Below are 17,959 nucleotides of genomic sequence, written 5' to 3'. Positions count from 1 at the left end.
TCAGGCGGGAGCGACGGTGACGCGTTCGCCCGGGGTCAGGCACGCCACCTCGGACATCTTGTGGGCATGGCGGACGGTCAGCCGACGGCCGCCTGGCAGGCGAAGCTCGTTCAGGCAGTGCGAGACCCCGGCTGCGTCGGGGGCGCAATCCGTATCGGTCACCACCGTCGCCTCGGTCGGACCGGCCGGGATCGAGCCGGCGACACGTACCGCCTTCAGCTCGTCCTGGGTCGACGTCGACGACCCGGCCGCTGCGGCCACGTACACCGTTCTCTGCGGCCCGACGGCCGTGTGCCCGGGCGGGGCGGGCTGGTCCTGCGGGGCGGCCACCGGCGGCCTGTCTTCCGTGCCGGACGAGGCCAGGGCGATTGCGATGCCGAAAGCTCCGGCCGCGAACGCGGCCGTGAGCCAGGCGAGCTTGTGCTTCACGTTCTCGTGCTCCTTCAGGGTGAGCGCTGCTGGGGGAATCGTCGGCAGGGGCCGTGAAGAACACGTGTGGCCGATGTGAGGAATCCGTGAAGGGAAGCGGCCGTCGCGCTCACGAGAAGCGCGCAGCACCTTCACCGGATCTTCGAACCGCCGCGCGATGCTGCCCGCATGAGTCCCCTCTCCCGCATGCAACCCGGACGATCGCGCTACAGCGAAGGCGTCGCGTGGGTCCGGGTGAACGGCAGCTTCTCGCCCAGCGTGATCGACGCCCGACCCGGCGAGCGCCTTAGGCTCGTTCTCCGGCGCGAGGAGACCGCAGCCTGCTCCAGCCACGTGGTGTTCCCGAGCCTCGGCAAGAGCGTCATGCTCCCGCCCTTCGAGGACGTGGCCATCGATCTCGGTCCCCTGCCGGCCGGCGACCACGAATTCCGCTGCAGGCTCGGCGTCCTGCGCGGATCGATCCGCGTCCACGATGACCATGGCACCCCGCATCCGCGGAAGCTCCGCCCCGGGCGGCACCCAACCCCGGATGACATCGCATCGCGGAAGTCCTACGCTGTGTCGGACACAGCGGAAGGAGGGGGAGCCGAGATGAAGCGTCCCACGGTCAACATCACTGCGCCCGAGCGCTTCGCACGGGTCTTCATCGGCCTGGTGGCCATCGTCGGTGGCGTGCTCCTGCTCGCTTCGACGGGTGGCGCCGTCAGCACGGTGCTCGAGGTGCTGCTGATGCTTGCCGGCCTCGACCTGGTCCTGACGGGGGCGCTCGGGCACTGCCCGCTGTATCGCAAGCTCGGTTACGTCCCGCCATCTCTGAGGAGGCCGGCATGAGCACCTGGGATCCCAACTCACGTATCGACGAGCGCGACCCACCCGAGGGGGAGCACAAGCACAGTCACAGCCGCTGGGCGATGATCGCCTGCTGCATCCCGATGCTGCTGATCGCCGTCCTCCTGGTGGCAAGCGGCGCGGGCGGGGGCTTCCTCGTCGTGGCGCTGGCCTGCACGGCGATGATGGTCCTCATGATGGCGGGCATGTCGCACGGCGGCGGGGGCTCGCGATGACCACGACGTCCCCGGCCGCATGACGACGACCGTAAGGCGAACTCGCGCTTTGGCGCTGGCCGCGATTGGCTGCTGCTGTACGTCCTGGTTTCGTGCTGCGTGGCGATCGTCATCGTCGCGGTCCTGGTCGCGATCGCGCTCGCGTAGGCCATGCGCAATCTCGCGTTGATCGCCCTGGCGCTGGCGTGTGCGGCGCTGCTGTCGGTTGCGCTGTACCTGCGCCTGAACGAGACCGGGGGTGTCGCTCGCGTCGTTCTCCTGATCGCGGCGCTCGCGCTCGCGGTGATGAGCGTCGGTTACGCCGGGCGCTTCGGCGGCGGCCGGCGTTGAGTAGGTTCTCCGAGGATTGGACTCGAGAACTGGCTCCCCTTCCTGTGACATCCGCGAGGAGATGAGATGAACGAGTTCGAGCCCAGTTCTCCTTCCGCCGCTCTCACCGACGAGGAACTCCGCCGCGTCGATGGCTGGTGGCGCGCGGCCAACTACCTCTCGGTCGGGCAGATCTACCTGCTCGACAACCCGCTCCTCCGCGAGCCGCTGCGCATCGAGCACATCAAGCCACGGCTGCTCGGCCACTGGGGCACCACGCCCGGGCTCAACTTCGTCTACGCACACCTGAACCGGGCGATCAAGCGTCACGACCTGGACGCGATCTATGTCACCGGGCCGGGACATGGGGGGCCGGCGCTCGTGGCGAGTACCTACCTGGAAGGCACCTACAGCGAGGTCTATCCCCACATCAGCCACGACGAGGAGGGGCTACGCCACCTGTTCCGCCAGTTCTCGTTCCCCGGCGGCATCCCCAGCCATGTCGCACCCGAGACCCCCGGCTCGATCAACGAGGGCGGCGAGCTCGGCTACTCGCTGATCCACGCCTACGGCGCGGCGTTCGACAACCCCGACCTGCTGGTGTGCTGCGTCGTCGGCGATGGCGAGGCCGAGACCGGGCCGCTCGCCGCCGGCTGGCAGGCCAACAAGTTCGTCGACCCCGCCCGTGACGGTGCCGTCCTGCCGGTGCTGCATCTGAACGGCTACAAGATCGCCAACCCCACCGTCCTCGCACGCATCCCTCGCGACGAACTACGAGCCCTGCTCGAGGGCTTCGGACACCGGCCGTGGTTCGTGGAGGGCTCGGAACCGTCCGACGTCCACCAGACGATGGCCACCGCGCTCGACGAGGCGGTGTGCGAAATCCGGCGTATCCAAGCTGAAGCCCGCGCGGGGCACGAAGCCGCGCGAGTCCGGTGGCCGATGATCGTCCTCGTCACGCCGAAGGGCTGGACAGGTCCGAAGGAGGTCGACGGACGGCCGGCCGAGGGCTCGTTCCGCTCGCACCAGGTACCGCTCGCCGACCTCGCCAAGCGACCGGAGCACCTCGCCCAGCTCGAGGATTGGCTCCGCTCGTACAAGCCTGAGGAGTTGTTCGACGAGAGCGGCGCCGTGCGACCTGAGATCACCGCGCTGGCGCCCGAGGGCGACCGGCGGATGGGCGCCAACCCGCACGCCAACGGCGGGCTGCTGTTGCGGGATCTCGACCGGCCCGACTTCCGCGACTACGCGGTCGACCTCAAAGCGCCGGCGACGACGTCAAGTGAGGCCACCCGCGTGCTCGGCGGCTTCCTCCGCGATGTGGTAGCGAGCAACGACGACCGGTTCCGGATCTTCGGCCCCGACGAGACCGTCTCGAACCGCCTCGGAGCGGTTTTCGAGACCACCGACCGCCAGTGGAATGCTCCGCGCCTTGTGACCGACGACCATCTCGCGCCGTCCGGGCGTGTCGTCGAGGTGCTGTCGGAGCACCTTTGTGAAGGCTGGCTGGAGGGGTATCTGCTCACCGGGCGCCACGGCATCTTCAACTGCTACGAGGCGTTCATCCACATCGTCGACGCGATGTTCAACCAGCACGCGAAGTGGCTGAAGGTGACACGCGAGATCCCCTGGCGTCGCCCGATCGCCTCGCTGAACTACCTGCTCACGTCTCACGTCTGGCGCCAGGACCACAACGGCTTCTCGCACCAGGACCCGGGCTTCATCGACCACGTCGTCAACAAGAAGGCCGAGATCATCCGGGTCTACCTCCCGCCCGACGCGAACTGCCTGCTCTCTGTCGCCGACCACTGCCTGCGCAGCCGGAACTACGTCAACGTGATCGTCGCGGGCAAACAGCCGTCGCTCAACTACCTGACGATGGACGAAGCGATCGCGCACTGCACCCGTGGGATCGGCACGTGGGAGTGGGCAAGCAACGACGGCGGACAGGCGCCTGACGTCGTGCTCGCGTGCGCGGGCGACATCCCGACCCTCGAGACCGTCTCGGCGGCCGCGATCCTGCGTGACGTCCTGCCCGACGTCAAGGTCCGCGTCGTCAACGTCGTCGACCTGATGCGCCTCCAAGACGCACGCGAGCACCCGCACGGCCTCCCCGACGCCGAGTTCGACGCGCTCTTCACGGCCGACCGGCCGGTGATCTTCGCCTACCACGGCTACCCCTGGCTGATCCACCGCCTGACGTACCGGCGCACCAACCACCCCAACCTCCACGTGCGCGGTTACAAGGAGGAGGGCACCACGACGACGCCATTCGACATGGTGATGCTCAACGACATGGATCGCTTCCACCTCGTCATCGACGTGATCGACCGCGTCCCCGGCCTCGGCGCACGTGCGGCGCACGTGCGCCAGCAGATGGCCGACGAGCGTCTCCGCCACCGGGCATACACCCGGGATGTGGGTGACGACATGCCAGACGTGCGAGACTGGACCTGGCCGGCCGAGGACCGAGCCGCGCCCGAGCCCGAGCCCGTCCGCGGCCTCCCCGGATAGGAGCGCCGTGAGCGCACACTTGCGGCTCCCCGCGCGCATCACCGCGTGCTTGTTCGACCTCGACGGAGTACTGACGCGCACAGCGGAGGTGCATGCAGCGGCCTGGAAGCAGACCTTCGACGCGTTCCTGCGCCGGCGCGGTGCAGGCGAGTTGGCGCGACCTTTCGACGCGGATCGCGACTACGGCGAATACGTCGACGGCCGGCCGCGCGTCGACGGGGTCCGTGCCTTTCTTGACGCACGCGGGATCACGCTTCCGGAGGGAACCCCCGAGGACGCCGCATCAGCAGAGACCGTCCACGGCCTGGCCAGGCGTAAGAACGAGCTGGTACGCGCGCTGATCGCAAGCGACGGCGTGAAGGCCTACGAGGGCTCCGTGCGGTTCCTGGCCGCCGCGCGAGACGCCGGGCTGGCATGCGCGCTCGTGACGTCGAGCGAGAATGCGACCGCCGTGGTTGACGCTGCCGGACTGGCACACATGTTCGCTGCCACCGTGGACAGCACAGTCGCGCACACGCTCGGACTCGCCGGCAAGCCCGCCCCTGACGTCTTCCTCGAGGCCGCACGCCGACTTGGGGTCGAGCCGGCGGACGCGGCCGTCTTCGAGGATGCGCTGGCCGGCGTCGCCGCCGGTCGTGCTGGCGCCTTCGGGCTCGTCGTCGGCGTCGACCGCGTGGGCCGCGGCGCGGAGTTGCGCGCTACAGGCGCCGACATCGTCGTCGACGATCTCGCCGAGCTCCTCAGCGAGAGATGAGGCCGCAGCTCGAGCCGTGGGTCCACCGCGAAACCGGCTGGCCGCCGGACGACGCCGCGCACAGCGAGACGATGCTGTCGCTGAGCAACGGCCATCTCGGCATCAGGGGCACGCTCGACGAAGGTGCGCCTGCTGCGCTCCCGGGTACCTACCTCGCCGGATTCTTCGAGACGCGGCCGATCCCCTACGCCGAGCGCGGCGCCGGCGACCCTGAGATCGATCAGGTCCTCGTCAACGTCACTGACGGCACGCGCATCGCACTGTTCGTCGAGGGCGAGCCGCTGGATCTGCGGACAGGCACGCTTCTCGAGCACGAGCGCGTGCTCGACCTGCGGGCGGGCATGCTGGTGCGCACGCTGCGCTGGCGCTCGCCGGGCGGCCACGAGATCGCCGTTCGCAGCAGGCGGCTGGTCTCTCTCGCGCGGCCCGAGATCGCGGGGATCGCCTACGAGGCCGAGGCGATCGGACGCCCGCTGCGGCTAACCGTCGCGTCGGATCTCGCCGTGCGGGCTCTCGCGAGGCGGGCAACCGACGACCCCCGCGAGGGCGCCGTCCTGCCGGCCGACACGCTCGTCGCCCGCTGCAGCGAGCACGAGCGCCGGCGGGCGCTCCTCGCCCATCAGACACGACGCAGCGGTCACGTCGTCGCGGCCGGCATGGACCACGAGTTGATCGCGGGTGACGGGTTCGCCGAGACGATCGAAGCGGACGGCTCGCTGGCGCGGTGGACCTTGACGGGCACCGCGGAGGCGCGGCGCCCGATCCGGCTCGCGAAGCTGCTCGCCTATCACGGGGCGCCCGATGCCGAGCCCGGGACGCTGCTCGCCACCGTGCGGCGGAGCCTCGATGTCGGTCGCGCGCTCGGATTCGAGCGGCTCGCTGCGATGCAGCACGCTGCGCTCGACGATGTCTGGGCCCACGCCGATATCGAGCTCGAGGGCGACGCCGAGGTCCAGCACGCGTTGCGGTACGCGCTCTTCCAACTCCACCAGAACGCGGCGTGCGCCGAAGGCCACGCGATACCCGCGAAGGGCTTGACGGGGCCCGGTTACAGCGGACACACGTTCTGGGACACCGAGATGTTCGTGCTGCCGGCGCTGAGCTATTGCGCTCCAGACCACGCCGAGAACGCGCTGCGCTGGCGGGCCTCGACGCTTCCGAAGGCAAAGGCGAAGGCGCGCCGGCTCGGATTGCGCGGCGCCGCGTTCGCGTGGCGGACGATCGGCGGCGAGGAATGCTCCGGCTATCTCCCGGCGGGCACCGCCGCATTTCACGTCAACGCGGCGATCGCGCATGCCGCAGCGCGGCACGCCGCGGTGAGCGGCGACGAGCGCTTCGAGCGCGAGGTCGCCGCGCCACTGCTCGTCGAGATCGCACGGATGTGGGCCAGCCTGGGATACCACGACGACCGTCGCGGCGGGCGGTTCTCGATCGACGGCGTCACCGGACCCGACGAATACTCGACGCTCGTCGACAACAACCTCTACACCAACCTCATGGCGCAGGCCAACCTCCGAGCGGCCGCCGCGCTCGTCGACCGGCTCGGCTCGGAGGCACTCGGAGTGGAGCCCGGAGAGGTCGTCGCGTGGCGCCGCGCCGCCGATGCGATGACGATCCCGTACGACCCCGAGCTCAACATCCATCTCCAAGACGAGGACTTCACGCGCCACGCCCCGTTCGACTTCGCGGCGGTCGCGCCCGAGCAGTGCCCGCTGCTGTTGCATGTCCCGTACTTCGAGCTCTACCGCCGGCAGGTGATCAAGCAGCCCGATCTCGTGCTGGCGATGACGGTCCGCGGCGACGCGTTCACCGACGAGCAGAAGCGTCGCAACTTCGCCTACTACGAGGCGCTGACCGTCCGCGACTCCTCCCTGGCGGCCGGCACGCAGGCGGTCATGGCCGCCGAGGTCGGCGATGTGCAGCTCGCCTATGACTATCTCGCGGAGGCGATCCTCCTCGACCATCACGACACCGCCCGCAACACCGCCGACGGCCTCCACCTCGCCGCACTCGCCGGGGGTTGGGCCGCTGTGATCAACGGCCTCGCCGGGCTGCGCGAGGATGCCGACCGCCTGTCGTTCGCGCCGCGCCTGCCCGACGGCATCCCACGGCTGGCCTTCCCGTTGACGTATCGCGGGCGACGATTGCGTGTCGAGATCACGCCGAGCGACGCGCCCTATGCGATCGAGAGCGGCGACGCCATCGAGGTCACCCACTGGGGCGACGTGCTTCAGGTGCGGCCGGGGCAACCGGCGGCCGCGCGGATTGCACCCGCCAAGCCCGCACCGACGCTGCGCCAGCCCCCCGGCCGCGCGCCGGAGCGCCGCCGGCCGACCTCGCTTTCCTGAGATGCCGCCGGCTCCGCGACGCCGTCGCGCAGCTGTGCTTTCACGAGATCGGCGAAGGGCCTTCGCCGAACCTTCAGAACCGCTCTACGTTCGAGGATGTCGGCGTCGAGCTACGGCCGCTCGGGCAGCTACCCGATGAGCTGCCAGCGGGGCGTGCTCTACGGCCGTCTCGTGGTACGACCCGCCGGCCGCGCCTGAGGACCGCCGCCGCTCGCGCTGCGAACGGCATCCGGTCATGTGGCCGGCTCGACCTGCTCGCGCACGGGACGTGGCGGCTCGGCGGCAGGCGGTTCCTCGTCTCCGGGCTGGGGCGACGGGACGCGTAGGCGCTTGAGCAGGAGGGCGTTGACGGCGACGATCAGGCTCGAGCCCGACATCGAGAGCGCCGCGATCTCCGGCCGCAGCACGAGTCCGAGTGAAGGCTCGAAGACGCCGGCCGCGATCGGCAGCGCGATCGTGTTGTAGCCGACCGCCCACGCGAGGTTCTGCCGCTCCTTGCGCAGCGTCCCCCGGCCGATCGCCATCGCCGTGGCGACGTCCAGCGGATCGGAGCGCATGAGCACGACATCGGCCGTCTCGATCGCGACGTCCGTCCCGGCACCGATCGCGATGCCCAGATCTGCCTGGGCGAGCGCCGGGGCGTCGTTGACGCCGTCGCCGACCATCGCCACCTTGCGTCCCGCCTGCTGGAGCTCGGCGATCTTGGCGGCCTTGTCGCCGGGCAGAACCTCCGCGATGACCGTGTCGATCCCCAGCTGGCTGGCGATCCGCTCCGCCGTCGCCTGGTTGTCGCCGCTGAGCATGACGACCTCCACGCCGGCATCGTGCAGCGCGGCTACTGCCTGCACCGAGGTCGGCCGCGCGGCGTCGGCTAGCGCGATGACGCCCGCCGCTCGCCCGTCGACGGCGACCATCACCGCCGTCCGGCCTCCGGCCGCGAACTCATCACGCCGCGCCCCGAGCTCGCCGAGATCGACGCCTTGGTCGGTCATCAACCGCCGGTTGCCGACCGCGACGCGGTGTCCGTCGACGGTCGCGATCGCGCCGTGCCCGGGGACGTTCTGGAAGTCCGACGCCGGGACCTCGGGCACACCGGCCTCGTCGGATCGGCGCACGATCGCGTCAGCCAGCGGATGCTCGGACAAGCGCTCCACGGCGGCCACCAATCGCAGCAGCTCACGCTCGTCCAAGCCGTCGGCGACGATGTCGGTGACCTCCGGCTCGCCCTTGGTCAGCGTCCCGGTCTTGTCCATCACCACCGTGTCGATGTGCGCGGACGTCTCGAGCGCGATCGCGTTCTTGAACAGTATCCCGCGCTTGGCGCCGAGGCCGGTGCCGATCATGATCGCCGTCGGCGTCGCCAGCCCAAGCGCGTCAGGGCAGGTGATCACGACGACGGTGATCGCGAACAGCACGGCGTCGGCCGCCGGGCGGTCGCTGAAAAGCATCCAGGCGGCGAACGTGGCCGCCCCGCCAAGGAGCGCGACGAAGACGAGCCAGAACGCCGCCCGATCCGCCAGCTTCTGTCCCGGCGCCTTGGAGTTCTGGGCCTCCTGGACGAGCTTGACGATCTGCGCCAGCGCGGTGTCCGCGCCGATCTTCGTCGCACGGACCTGCAACGTCCCGTTCTCGTTGATCGTCCCTCCGATGACCTCGTCGCCCGGCGCCTTGTGGACCGGCAGGCTCTCGCCGGTCACCATCGACTCGTCGACTTCGCTCTCGCCGTCCTCGACTACGCCATCCACGGCGATCTTCGACCCAGGCCGGACGAGCAGCAGGTCGCCGGCGACGACCTCGGACGTCGGCACCTCGACGGTCGCGCCGTCGCGGATCACCAGCGCCTTCGGCGGAGCGAGGTCGAGCAATGTCCGCACCGCGTCGTTGGCTCCGCCGCGGGCGCGCATCTCGAACCAATGGCCCAGCAGGACGAACGCGGCGAGTACGACCGCCGCCTCGTAGAACACCTCGCCGCCGCCGGTCAGCGTGACAACGAGCGAGTACAGCCACCCGGCGCCGACCGCCACCGCGACCAGGACCATCATGTCGAGCGTGCGCGCCTTGAGCGCACGCACAGCGCCCGAGAAGAAGATCGAGCACGAGTAGAAGATCACCGGGAGACTCAGCAGCAGCGCCCAGACGTCTTCACGCAGCCCGAAGGGCACGCCGATATCGATGCCGAAGACGTCATGCCCGATCGGCGACCAGACCACGATCGGGATTGCCAGCAGCGCCGCGACGAGGAAGCGGTTGCGCATGTCGGCGACCATCTCCTCCATCGACATCGCGCCATGACCGCCGTGACCCATCACCTCGTCCGGCGAGCGCAGTGTCGCCGCCTCGCCGTGGCCACGATGGCCGGCGTGCGCCTCGGGCTTGGCCCGCTCCTCAGTGGGCGTCGTCACCACCGCTCCGTCCCCCTGGATCGGGTCGGGTTCCGCCTCGGGATCACAGATGTGCGACGGCACCGACTGGCCCGCGCAGTGATAGCCACACTCCTCGACGACCCGGCGCAGGTCCGCGAGCGAAACGCGGTGTGGATCGTAGGTCACGCTGGCCGTCTGGGCCACCGGATTTGCCTCGACCGTTTCCACGCCGTCCACGCGCCCCAAGACCGCCTCGACGGTGACCTTCTCGGATCCCCGCAGCATCGGGCGGACATCGAGCACCGCGGTTGCGTGTTCCTTCGGCTCCATGACGAGGCTCCTGTCGTCGCGTTCCACGCGGCTGCCTGGCGAAACCGGCAGACACCCGCTAGCCGCGAAACCGGCAGACACCCGCTAGCCGTACTGTCGATCCTACAACACGTCGGACTCTGCCAGACGATCCTGAACGGCGCTAGGCAAGCTGCTCACGTTCGGTGCCGCGGCGCCCAGCGGCCCACAGCATGAGCAGGATCCCGCCTGCGAGCGCACCGAGCGTGTCGAGGACGAGGTCGAAGATCGTGTCCGAGTAGCCGATCTCGATCGGCGCGTTCAGCCAGCGACTGGCCACGTACTCGTAGACCTCGTAGATCGCGCCGATCGAGAGTCCGATGGCGACGGCGAAGATCGCCAGGCCGACGTGATGGCGCGCCGGGTGGCCCTCGTCGGTGATCTCATGGTGAACCAGCCCCAGGCGCACGAGCAGGACGTAGAGGACGGGAACGCTCGAGAACGGGACGAAGAGGTGCACGAGGTTGTCCCACCAGTCGATGTTCTCGAAGAGCCGCAGGGCATTTCCCCATGCCTGTAGCCACATCCCCACGATGAAGAGCAGGTCGAACAGGCGGGGCAGCCGCAGGCGTTGCGCCGCAAGGACGAGCAGGAAGGTCCCGGTCAGGCGCACCGAGTACTCGAAGCTGCCGGCCAGGCCGAAGGCCACGGCCGCACCGGCGAACGACAGCCGCAACAGGTCGAGCGGATCGCGCAACAGCGGATGCCAGTCGCCGAACAGCGCCTTGCGCAACCGGTGGAGGCCTTGCGAGCCTCGTGACAGTTCAGAGTTCGTCGGCAATCCCGTTCCCGCCATAGCGCTGCTGCTGACGGCGGCATGCCGCCTCGACGATCGAGCACACCTCGCGCGGGTCCTCGGTGACCTGGATGAGGTCGGGGTCGAGCGCGCCGATCAGGCCGTTGGTCACGAGATCGCCCCGGATCCAGTCGAGCAAGGCGGCCCAGCGACCGGAACCCACCAGGATCAAGGGGAAGTGGCGGATCCGTCCCGTCTGCATGAGCGTGAGGGCCTCGAACATCTCGTCGAGCGTCCCGAAGCCGCCGGGGAAGATGACGAATGCCTGCGCATAGCGGACGAACAGCAGCTTGCGGACGAAGAAATAGCGGAAGTTGAGTCCGAGATCGACGTAGTCGTTCAGGCGTTGCTCGTACGGCAAGTCGATGTTCAGCCCGATGGAAAGCGCGCCGGTATCCCGGGCGCCGCGGTTCGCGGCTTCCATGATCCCCGGGCCACCGCCCGTGATGACGGCGAAGCCGGCACGCCCCAGGCACGCCGCGGTCTCGCGAGCGAGCACGTAGGTGGGGTGGTCGGCCGGCGTCCGCGCGGACCCGAAGATCGACACCCCGCGCTCGACACCCGCCAACGCCGCGAAGCCGCGCTCGAGCTCGGACACGATCCTCGCAAGCCGCTCGGGGTCGACGCCCTTCCATCCGGCACATAAGAGCTCGTCGTCGAGCATCGAAGCGTCGGTCTATCGCCCCATGAGATGCGCGAGGTCGGCGACGAGCGCATCGACCGCCTCGGGGCTCGTCGCCGAGTCCTCGAAGCGCTGACGAGCGTCTCGTTCGACCAGGCTCAAGCCGACGGCGTCGAGCGCGGCGCCCACGGCGCGGATCTGCGTGACGACATCCCGGGTCGGACGGCCGTCGTCGACCATCCGCGCAATTCCATGCACTGACCCTCGATGCGCGCGAGACGGCAGCGCAAGCGAGTGTCGATCGCGTGCGCGGATCGCACTTGAGTGTCGGCAGTCTCGCTAGGAGGCTTTAGAGGCATCACGCGTGAGCACGTCCCGGCGCTGTTCGTACTCCTCGACCGAGATCTCGCCCTCGGCGAGTCGCCGCTCGAGCACCTCGATCGCCGTCGGCTCCGGCCGGTTCGATGCTGCGCTGCCCTGTCCGCTGGACAGCGTCCGAACGGCCCAGACGATGCCGAGGATCACGAGCGCCCAGAAGACGATCATGCCGATTCCCATCACGATCCAACATCCGTCGTCCCAACCGTGGTGGCCGTCCCAGTCGGCGATCACCATCGCAACAGCGCCGCCGAGTTCACCTGTCTGCATCAGTCTCAACTCCCTTCGCTCATTCGTCGGCGGCTCGTCCTAGTGATGCGCCTCGTGCCCGGTCGGTTCCGCCGGCTCGGATGGCGCTGAAGCGGGGGGCCGCTCGTCGGCGTCATCGCCCGCGAGCGCCGGACCGATGACGAGCGTCGACACCGCGAAGGTGACGACCATCGCTGCGAGCGCGAGCCCTGGCACCTTCCACCCGCCGCAATGGCGGCGCAGGCGCAGGAGGAACGGGATCGCCGCCAGGAAGCCGAGCGCCCCGAACAGGAACGTCCCACCGGCCCCCGCGAACAGCGCAGCACCGGCGAGCGGGCCGACGTGGTGGAGGAGGTGTGGGAGTGCCCCGAGCACCGCGGCCGCCGCTGCCGACACCGCAACCCAGACACGGCGCCCCGCAATGCGCAGGCTGGGCAACGGACGGGTGTAGTTCGTCGCCTCCATTCCGACACATCGTAGCCTCCATTCCGACACATCGTAGGATCGCGTCGTGCGTCGTTCATCCGTATCTCCCCCGCGTAGCGAACGGGCTGGCTCTCGACCGCACGGTGGAGTGGCTTGCTTACGCTGAGGCGATGGAGGAGCGGCCGCCTGGCACGGTATTGCGTGTACGCGACGTGACGAAGTCGTTCCGGCGCGGGATCCGGCCCTTCCGGCGCACGACCGAGGTGCTCAAAGGCGCCAGCTTCGACGTGCGCTCGGGCGAGCTCGTCGGGCTGGTCGGCGAGAACGGCTCCGGCAAGAGCACGCTGCTCCAGATCATCGTCGGCCTGCTCCGCCGCGACGGCGGGACCGTTGAGCGGCCTGGGCGGCTCGGGTACTGCCCGCAGCTGCCGATGCTCTGGGACAAGCTCACGGTCGACGAGCACTTCGCGCTGTTTGCCCACGCCTACGGCCTGGGCCTGGAGGACCGCGAGCGCGCCGTAGTGCCACTGCTCGAGGATCTGCGGTTCGGACGCTACCGCGGATACCGCGTCGAGGAGCTCTCCGGCGGCACGCGCCAGAAGCTCAACCTGGCGCTCGCATTGATGCACGAGCCAGACCTGCTCCTGCTGGACGAACCGTATGCCGGCTTCGACTGGGAGACGTACCTACGGTTCTGGGACATCGCCGAACAGCGCCGTGATGTGGGCATGGGCATCCTGATCGTCTCGCACTTCCTGGCCGAGCGGGAGCGGCTCGATCGCGTCTACACGCTGGTCGACGGGAGGACGGTCGAGTGAGCGCGTTCACCGCGGTCGGTTCCGCCTTCGCGCGGGAGCACCTCCGGGCACCGCTCACGCTCACGCTCCTCGTCGCGATTCCGGCGCTGTTCGTGCTGATCTTCGCGAGCGTCCTCGGGGACTTCGCGCGCGCGCTCGGCGGCACGCTCGCCGAGCGTGCGGCGACAGCCATCAGCGCGGGATGGGCTGCTGCGTTCTTGTCCGGCAGCCTCGCGTTCTTCGAGTTGGCCTCTTCCCGTGGCGCCGATCGTCGGCTGGCATTGGCCGGCCTGGGTCCGTGGCGCGTCGCGGCGGCGAGGCTCGCCGCCTCGCTGACGCTCGGCGTCACCGTGAGCGCGGTCGCGCTCGGGACGCTCTGGCTCGAGAGCGGGATCGAGCATCCGGCGCACGCCGCTGTCGCCGTCTTCGCGTTCGCGGCTATCTACATCGGCGTCGGCGCGCTCGTCGGCGCGCTCGTCTCCGGGCCGCTCGAGGGGTCGCTGCTCGTCGTGCTGGTCTTCGTGGTTGACGTCTTCTCGGGCCCGGCGATGACGAGCGACAGGAGTTCATTCCTGCTCACGCCCACCCGCGAGGCAGCGGACCTCCTGATCGCTGCGGGCGGGGGCCGCGGCTCGCCGGGAGACGCGTGGCTCGCCGTAGGTGCGATCAGCTTCGGGGCTCTGGTGGTGGCCGTGACGGCGTTCTGGTTGTCGGCCCGCTCGCGCGTCTGAGATGACCGGGCGCGTCCGAGCAGCTACCGGAATGGCGTTTCGCGACGAGGGCCGCCGGCCGTTGCTGCTGATCCTGCTCGTCGTCGTCCCCGCCTATGCGGTCCTCCGAAGCATCGCCACGACCGAGGAGACTCCCCGCCGCATCGGCCTCCCCGGCGATCTCTCGTTCGTCACGACGATGAAGGACATCCACGGCGCGGTCATGGCAGGCCAGGCGATCGCCTTCGTCGCTGCGCTCTGCGGGGTGTTCGTCATGCATGCAGCGCTCCAAGGGGACCGCCGCCTCGTGATCGCCGGGTACCGGCCGGGTGAGACGATCGTCGCCCGCCTCAGCGTGCTCGCAGCGACCACCGCGCTGGTCGTCGGCGTCTCGCTCGGCGTCACCGCGATGGCGTTCGAGCCCGAGTCGTGGCTGCCGTTCGGCGCCGCGACGCTCCTGATCGGCCTGATCTACGCGGGGCTCGGCGCGTTGAGCGGCGCGATCCTCGACAAGGTCGCAGCGACCTACTTGATGCTCTTCTTCCCGTTGACCGACCTCGGCATCGCCCAGAACCCGATGTTCGGCGACGGCAGTCCGGAATGGTGGGCGACGCTGCTGCCAGGGTATGCGCCGTCGCGGGTCATGGTCGACGGTGCGTTGGCGGCAGGGTTCGAGGCGACCGGCCCCCTCGCGCTGAGCGTCGTCTGGTCGATCGGCATCGGCGCGGTCGTCGCGTATGCGCTTCGCCGATCCGTAGCCCCTGTCGCCTGACGGAGTCCTACAAGTTGTGTGGGGCGCTCGAGTCGCGGCTAACATCGCCGACATGGCTCGTCGGCTCACCGCCATGTTGTGCCTCGCCCTGACCGCTGCGTGGGTCGGAGCGTGTGGCGGCGACGATGCGGACCCCGAGGCTGCGTCTACAAGGGTCGGCGATCCTGGCCCGGTTCACGTCCACGGACTCGGCGTGAATCCGAGCGACGATGCGCTCTACATCGCGGCACACACCGGGCTGTTCCGGCTCCCCGACGGAGCCGAGCGCGCCACTCGCGTCGGCGATCGCTGGCAGGACACGATGGGCTTCACGGTCGTCGGACCCGACCGCTTCCTCGCCTCCGGCCACCCGGACGGCCGCGAGGACCTGCCGCCATTCCTCGGCCTGATCGCCTCCACCGACGCCGGCGGGACCTGGCAGCCCGTCTCCCTACTCGGCGAGAAGGACTTCCACGTCCTCGAGGCCTTCGACGATCGCGTCTGGGGTTTCGGGTCGGACTTCCGCACGCGGCGGGAACAGCTGCTGGTCAGCCGGGATGGCGGAAGGACGTGGAGTGAACGACGGACGCCGCAGCCGCTCGCCTCGCTCGCTCTCGACCCCGACGACCCGGCCAAAGCGATTGCCAGTGGCGCGAACGCGCTATACGCAACAGGCGATGAGGGCCGCTCCTGGCAGCGGATCGACAGCGACGCCGGGTTGCTTGCCTGGCCGGCGGCCGACAGGCTTTTCCGGGCGGCATCCGACGGTTCGGTAGCGGTAAGCCGCGATCGCGGCGCACACTGGCAGCGGGTCGGCGAGATACCAGGGGAGCCGGCGGCCTTCGAGGCGGCCGGCGGGGAACTCTTCGCCGCCCTGCACGACGGGACGATCGTCCGCTCCGTCGACGGCGGACGGTCGTGGTCGGTCCGCCTCGCACCAGCGGGCTGAGCGAGCCGAGGCCGCTCAACTTTCTGGCGAGAACTCCGACTACCTGTAGGGATGAGCCTCGACTCGACCCTTGTTCGCATCGACGAGATCAGCCGGCTGTTCGCCCCGCCGCTCGCCCCGACAGCGCCTCCGCCTCCTGCTTCCGCCGGCGCGACATCGTTCGCCAGGGCCCTCAGCCAGGCGGGCGAAGCGCCTGCTGCGTCCGGACTGCCCGGCGGAGGAAACCAGCGCATGGTCTCGCTGGCGCAGGCCGAGGTCGGCCAGACGGAACAGCCGCGGGGCTCGAACAACTCGGCCCGGATCGCCGAGTACCGGTCGGCCGTCCCGGGTGGACCCATCGGTCCGTGGTGTGCGTATTTCGCGTCCTGGGTGGCACGTGAGGCAGGCATGCCTCTCGGCGACCGCGGTCAGGGCTTCGCCCGAGTCGACGACGTGTGGGCGTGGGCGCAGCGGAACGGGCGCGCGACTCCTGCCGGGCCCAACGTGACGCCGCGCCCAGGCGATCTGATCATCTGGGACGAGCACATGGGCATCGTCGAGTCCGTCCGCCCGGACGGGTCCATCCAGACCATCGAAGGCAACTCCTCGGACCAGGTTGCACGCCGCGTGCACCCGGGCGGCGGCGGGAATGCCGTCGGGTTTGTGCGGATGAGCTGAGCTACCGCCGCGAGCCCGCAGCCCTGAGCCCGTTCACGGCGACGTCGAGCGTCGCCCGCCGCGCGCGCTCGGGCGCCCAGCGGTGCTCCGCGCGCAAGTGCACGTACGCCCATCCGACGAGGTTGAAGAGCACCGTCGCGGTCTCGACCGGGTCGACCTCGCGGAGGGTTCCGTCTGCCGCGCCGTCGCGCAGCAGCCGCTCGAGCGGCTCGGTGAACGGGGCGCGAGTGAGCGCCTCGTCCCCCTCCTCGTGGAAGACCTCAGCATTCGCCTGCGCTCCCAGCGCGAGCAGCACGTCGAGGTTGGCCTCTGCCTGCTCGCAGAGGATCTCAAGGGCGCGTTCGAGGCGGTCGGCGCCACTGCCGGAGGCGGTGAGCGCCGGCCACATCGCCGCGCGGTACTGCTCTGCCGCCCGCTCGGCGAGCTGCTCGAGGAGCCCCTGCTTGGTGATCCCCCGCCGGTGCAACGTCACGCGTGAGACGCCGGCCTCCTCTGCGATCCGCTCGAGCGTCGCCTCGTGGAAGCCGTACTTGGCGAAGGCCCTTCGAGCCCCGGCGTAGAGCGCGTCGTCGACGATTGGCCGGCGTCCCATCGCTCACGCCGCCCCGGCGGCGCGCGAGCCCGCAAGCCGCCGGGCGGCCTCGCGGCGATACAGGCTCCCGATCCTCAGCGCGATCGCCAGGAAGACCCCGTACATGGCGATGCCGCTGAGCGTCTTGACGAGCGGCGAGCTCACCGAGGGCGGGACATACAACGACCGCAGCTCCGTTCGCGGCGAAGCGGTCCCGGCGATGACCGGTACCCAGGTCTCGAGTCGGTCCCGACCACGGCGGAATTCGGCATATACGAACCAGCGCCCCCTCGCGGGAAGCGCCACCGAGCCCCGATACGTGCAGCGGGCGGTGCGGCGCAGCGGCCCGGACGTGACCTCCCCGGCGCGGCGGGCGACCGCCCGCCGCGGCTCGAGATCGCCGCAGCCCCTCGGCGACTCCGCCACGTCGACGTGGAGTTGAGCGCGCGGTCCGGCGGCCGTGGCGGTGACGCGCGCGTTGCTGGTCTCCTCACCCTGTCCGGGGTCGTGAGCGAGCGCGGCGGCCGGCATCGCCGCGACGAGGAGTACGACCGACGTCGCGGCAACTCGACGACCAGGAAGGCGCAGCGACACCTTCCCGCTCGCCACCGCGATCGCTGCCGCGCCACCGAGCCAGGCAAGCGGGAGCCCGAGCACGACATCCGCCGTCTCGAGGCGGACATCGGAGCGGATCCAGTTGAGGTACGGCACGTACGTCACGTACAGCGCTACGGCAAGCGCCGCAGCGACCGCCGACGCAGACCAGTTCCGTCGCGACGCCGAGTCGAACGCGACCGCGGCGAACACGAGCAGCGGCACGAGCGGGCTCGGGAAGCCGTGATCGCGTTTTCGGCCGTTTCTGGCCGGTCCGCGTTTTCCCTGCTAATCCGGGATTTCCAGGATTCGGCCGCTCGCTCCGTTTGC

At 69.9% G+C, this 17,959-nt stretch carries 20 protein-coding genes and 1 pseudogene; 12 read left to right on the top strand and 9 right to left on the bottom strand.

Going from position 1 to position 17,959, the window contains the following annotated elements; translation table 11 throughout:
* On the bottom strand, positions 1-564 hold the full coding sequence (locus BLW41_RS11540) for a hypothetical protein (protein ID WP_093119049.1): 564 nt from the start codon (positions 562-564) through the stop codon (positions 1-3).
* Positions 565-597: 33 nt separating this feature from the next.
* Here BLW41_RS11540 and BLW41_RS11535 point away from each other — a divergent pair.
* The 7 genes and pseudogenes from BLW41_RS11535 to BLW41_RS10440 all read left to right on the top strand — a co-directional run.
* Positions 598-813: pseudogene (locus tag BLW41_RS11535) on the top strand (hypothetical protein); the annotation flags it as partial.
* A gap of 207 nt (positions 814-1,020) precedes the next feature.
* A complete protein-coding gene (locus BLW41_RS11325) occupies positions 1,021-1,260 on the top strand; it encodes a YgaP family membrane protein (protein WP_245689073.1) in 240 nt (79 codons plus the stop codon).
* Positions 1,257-1,493: a hypothetical protein gene (locus tag BLW41_RS10460; protein WP_093119045.1), complete on the top strand. Its 237-nt coding sequence runs from the start codon at positions 1,257-1,259 to the stop codon at positions 1,491-1,493. The genes BLW41_RS11325 and BLW41_RS10460 overlap by 4 nt, the downstream gene beginning before the upstream one ends.
* A 150-nt stretch (positions 1,494-1,643) precedes the next feature.
* Positions 1,644-1,823, top strand: a complete 180-nt coding sequence (locus BLW41_RS10455; RefSeq protein ID WP_093119042.1) for a hypothetical protein — start codon at positions 1,644-1,646, stop codon at positions 1,821-1,823.
* A gap of 66 nt (positions 1,824-1,889) precedes the next feature.
* On the top strand, positions 1,890-4,316 hold the full coding sequence (locus tag BLW41_RS10450; protein ID WP_093119040.1) for a phosphoketolase family protein: 2,427 nt from the start codon (positions 1,890-1,892) through the stop codon (positions 4,314-4,316).
* A 7-nt stretch (positions 4,317-4,323) separates the two neighbouring features.
* The gene (locus BLW41_RS10445) at positions 4,324-5,070 is read left to right on the top strand and encodes a beta-phosphoglucomutase family hydrolase (RefSeq protein ID WP_218138394.1); all 747 of its coding nucleotides are present in this window, start codon (positions 4,324-4,326) and stop codon (positions 5,068-5,070) included.
* Complete coding sequence (locus tag BLW41_RS10440; RefSeq protein ID WP_093119036.1) at positions 5,067-7,418, top strand: glycoside hydrolase family 65 protein; 2,352 nt, start codon at positions 5,067-5,069, stop codon at positions 7,416-7,418. The genes BLW41_RS10445 and BLW41_RS10440 overlap by 4 nt, the downstream gene beginning before the upstream one ends.
* 233 nt (positions 7,419-7,651) lie before the next feature.
* Here the strand turns inward: BLW41_RS10440 and BLW41_RS10435 are convergent, their stop codons facing one another.
* From BLW41_RS10435 to BLW41_RS10410, 6 genes are all read right to left on the bottom strand, one after another.
* Positions 7,652-10,111, bottom strand: coding sequence for a heavy metal translocating P-type ATPase (locus BLW41_RS10435; RefSeq protein WP_093119091.1), 2,460 nt, complete (start codon positions 10,109-10,111; stop codon positions 7,652-7,654).
* A 142-nt stretch (positions 10,112-10,253) separates the two neighbouring features.
* Positions 10,254-10,925 carry a DUF2238 domain-containing protein gene (locus tag BLW41_RS10430; protein ID WP_143038715.1) on the bottom strand — a complete coding sequence of 224 codons (672 nt, stop codon included), beginning with the start codon at positions 10,923-10,925 and terminating at the stop codon, positions 10,254-10,256.
* Positions 10,894-11,523, bottom strand: a complete 630-nt coding sequence (locus BLW41_RS10425; RefSeq protein WP_218138393.1) for an LOG family protein — start codon at positions 11,521-11,523, stop codon at positions 10,894-10,896. Before BLW41_RS10425 ends, BLW41_RS10430 begins: the two co-directional genes overlap by 32 nt.
* Positions 11,524-11,601: 78 nt before the next feature.
* Positions 11,602-11,787 (bottom strand): metal-sensing transcriptional repressor, encoded by a 186-nt coding sequence (locus BLW41_RS11530; RefSeq protein WP_093119031.1) that lies wholly within the window; start codon positions 11,785-11,787, stop codon positions 11,602-11,604.
* 99 nt (positions 11,788-11,886) lie between these two features.
* Positions 11,887-12,195, bottom strand: a complete 309-nt coding sequence (locus BLW41_RS10415) for an SHOCT domain-containing protein (RefSeq protein ID WP_093119029.1) — start codon at positions 12,193-12,195, stop codon at positions 11,887-11,889.
* A gap of 39 nt (positions 12,196-12,234) precedes the next feature.
* Complete coding sequence (locus BLW41_RS10410) at positions 12,235-12,639, bottom strand: hypothetical protein (protein WP_093119027.1); 405 nt, start codon at positions 12,637-12,639, stop codon at positions 12,235-12,237.
* Positions 12,640-12,770: 131 nt separating this feature from the next.
* On the opposite strand from BLW41_RS10410, the gene BLW41_RS10405 reads away from it, so the two are divergent.
* Genes BLW41_RS10405 through BLW41_RS10385 form a run of 5 tightly spaced genes read left to right on the top strand, consistent with a single transcriptional unit; the run spans position 12,771 to position 16,464 of the window.
* Positions 12,771-13,418 (top strand): ABC transporter ATP-binding protein, encoded by a 648-nt coding sequence (locus tag BLW41_RS10405; protein WP_218138392.1) that lies wholly within the window; start codon positions 12,771-12,773, stop codon positions 13,416-13,418.
* A complete protein-coding gene (locus BLW41_RS10400; protein ID WP_093119025.1) occupies positions 13,415-14,128 on the top strand; it encodes a hypothetical protein in 714 nt (237 codons plus the stop codon). Before BLW41_RS10405 ends, BLW41_RS10400 begins: the two co-directional genes overlap by 4 nt.
* A 31-nt stretch (positions 14,129-14,159) precedes the next feature.
* On the top strand, positions 14,160-14,879 hold the full coding sequence (locus tag BLW41_RS10395) for a hypothetical protein (RefSeq protein ID WP_143038714.1): 720 nt from the start codon (positions 14,160-14,162) through the stop codon (positions 14,877-14,879).
* Positions 14,880-14,931: 52 nt separating this feature from the next.
* Positions 14,932-15,807 (top strand): F510_1955 family glycosylhydrolase, encoded by an 876-nt coding sequence (locus BLW41_RS10390; protein ID WP_093119021.1) that lies wholly within the window; start codon positions 14,932-14,934, stop codon positions 15,805-15,807.
* A gap of 51 nt (positions 15,808-15,858) precedes the next feature.
* Positions 15,859-16,464: a CHAP domain-containing protein gene (locus tag BLW41_RS10385; RefSeq protein ID WP_093119019.1), complete on the top strand. Its 606-nt coding sequence runs from the start codon at positions 15,859-15,861 to the stop codon at positions 16,462-16,464.
* A gap of 1 nt (position 16,465) precedes the next feature.
* Here BLW41_RS10385 and BLW41_RS10380 read toward each other — a convergent pair whose 3' ends face one another.
* Both BLW41_RS10380 and BLW41_RS10375 read right to left on the bottom strand, forming a co-directional pair.
* A complete protein-coding gene (locus BLW41_RS10380; protein ID WP_093119017.1) occupies positions 16,466-17,056 on the bottom strand; it encodes a TetR/AcrR family transcriptional regulator in 591 nt (196 codons plus the stop codon).
* Positions 17,057-17,059: 3 nt separating this feature from the next.
* Entirely contained in the window at positions 17,060-17,854 is a 795-nt protein-coding gene (locus tag BLW41_RS10375) for a hypothetical protein (protein ID WP_093119015.1), read from the bottom strand.
* Between the last annotated feature and the right edge of the window lie 105 nt (positions 17,855-17,959).

Source organism: Thermoleophilum album (assembly GCF_900108055.1).
GTDB classification, from domain to species: domain Bacteria; phylum Actinomycetota; class Thermoleophilia; order Solirubrobacterales; family Thermoleophilaceae; genus Thermoleophilum; species Thermoleophilum album.
Note: the sequence above shows the minus strand (reverse complement) of the source record. Positions and strands in the feature narration are given on the sequence as shown.

Excerpts from the sequence above, each read along its gene's own strand:
- BLW41_RS11325 (WP_245689073.1), top strand. The coding sequence starts at position 1,021 with ATGAAGCGTCCCACGGTCAACATCACTGCGCCCGAGCGCTTCGCACGG.
- BLW41_RS10460 (WP_093119045.1), top strand. The coding sequence starts at position 1,257 with ATGAGCACCTGGGATCCCAACTCACGTATCGACGAGCGCGACCCACCC.
- BLW41_RS10455 (WP_093119042.1), top strand. The coding sequence starts at position 1,644 with ATGCGCAATCTCGCGTTGATCGCCCTGGCGCTGGCGTGTGCGGCGCTG.
- BLW41_RS10450 (WP_093119040.1), top strand. The coding sequence starts at position 1,890 with ATGAACGAGTTCGAGCCCAGTTCTCCTTCCGCCGCTCTCACCGACGAG.
- BLW41_RS10440 (WP_093119036.1), top strand. The coding sequence starts at position 5,067 with ATGAGGCCGCAGCTCGAGCCGTGGGTCCACCGCGAAACCGGCTGGCCG.
- BLW41_RS10435 (WP_093119091.1), bottom strand. The coding sequence starts at position 10,111 with ATGGAGCCGAAGGAACACGCAACCGCGGTGCTCGATGTCCGCCCGATG.
- BLW41_RS10430 (WP_143038715.1), bottom strand. The coding sequence starts at position 10,925 with ATGGCGGGAACGGGATTGCCGACGAACTCTGAACTGTCACGAGGCTCG.
- BLW41_RS11530 (WP_093119031.1), bottom strand. The coding sequence starts at position 11,787 with ATGGTCGACGACGGCCGTCCGACCCGGGATGTCGTCACGCAGATCCGC.
- BLW41_RS10415 (WP_093119029.1), bottom strand. The coding sequence starts at position 12,195 with ATGCAGACAGGTGAACTCGGCGGCGCTGTTGCGATGGTGATCGCCGAC.
- BLW41_RS10410 (WP_093119027.1), bottom strand. The coding sequence starts at position 12,639 with ATGGAGGCGACGAACTACACCCGTCCGTTGCCCAGCCTGCGCATTGCG.
- BLW41_RS10405 (WP_218138392.1), top strand. The coding sequence starts at position 12,771 with ATGGAGGAGCGGCCGCCTGGCACGGTATTGCGTGTACGCGACGTGACG.
- BLW41_RS10395 (WP_143038714.1), top strand. The coding sequence starts at position 14,160 with ATGGCGTTTCGCGACGAGGGCCGCCGGCCGTTGCTGCTGATCCTGCTC.
- BLW41_RS10390 (WP_093119021.1), top strand. The coding sequence starts at position 14,932 with ATGGCTCGTCGGCTCACCGCCATGTTGTGCCTCGCCCTGACCGCTGCG.
- BLW41_RS10385 (WP_093119019.1), top strand. The coding sequence starts at position 15,859 with ATGAGCCTCGACTCGACCCTTGTTCGCATCGACGAGATCAGCCGGCTG.
- BLW41_RS10380 (WP_093119017.1), bottom strand. The coding sequence starts at position 17,056 with ATGGGACGCCGGCCAATCGTCGACGACGCGCTCTACGCCGGGGCTCGA.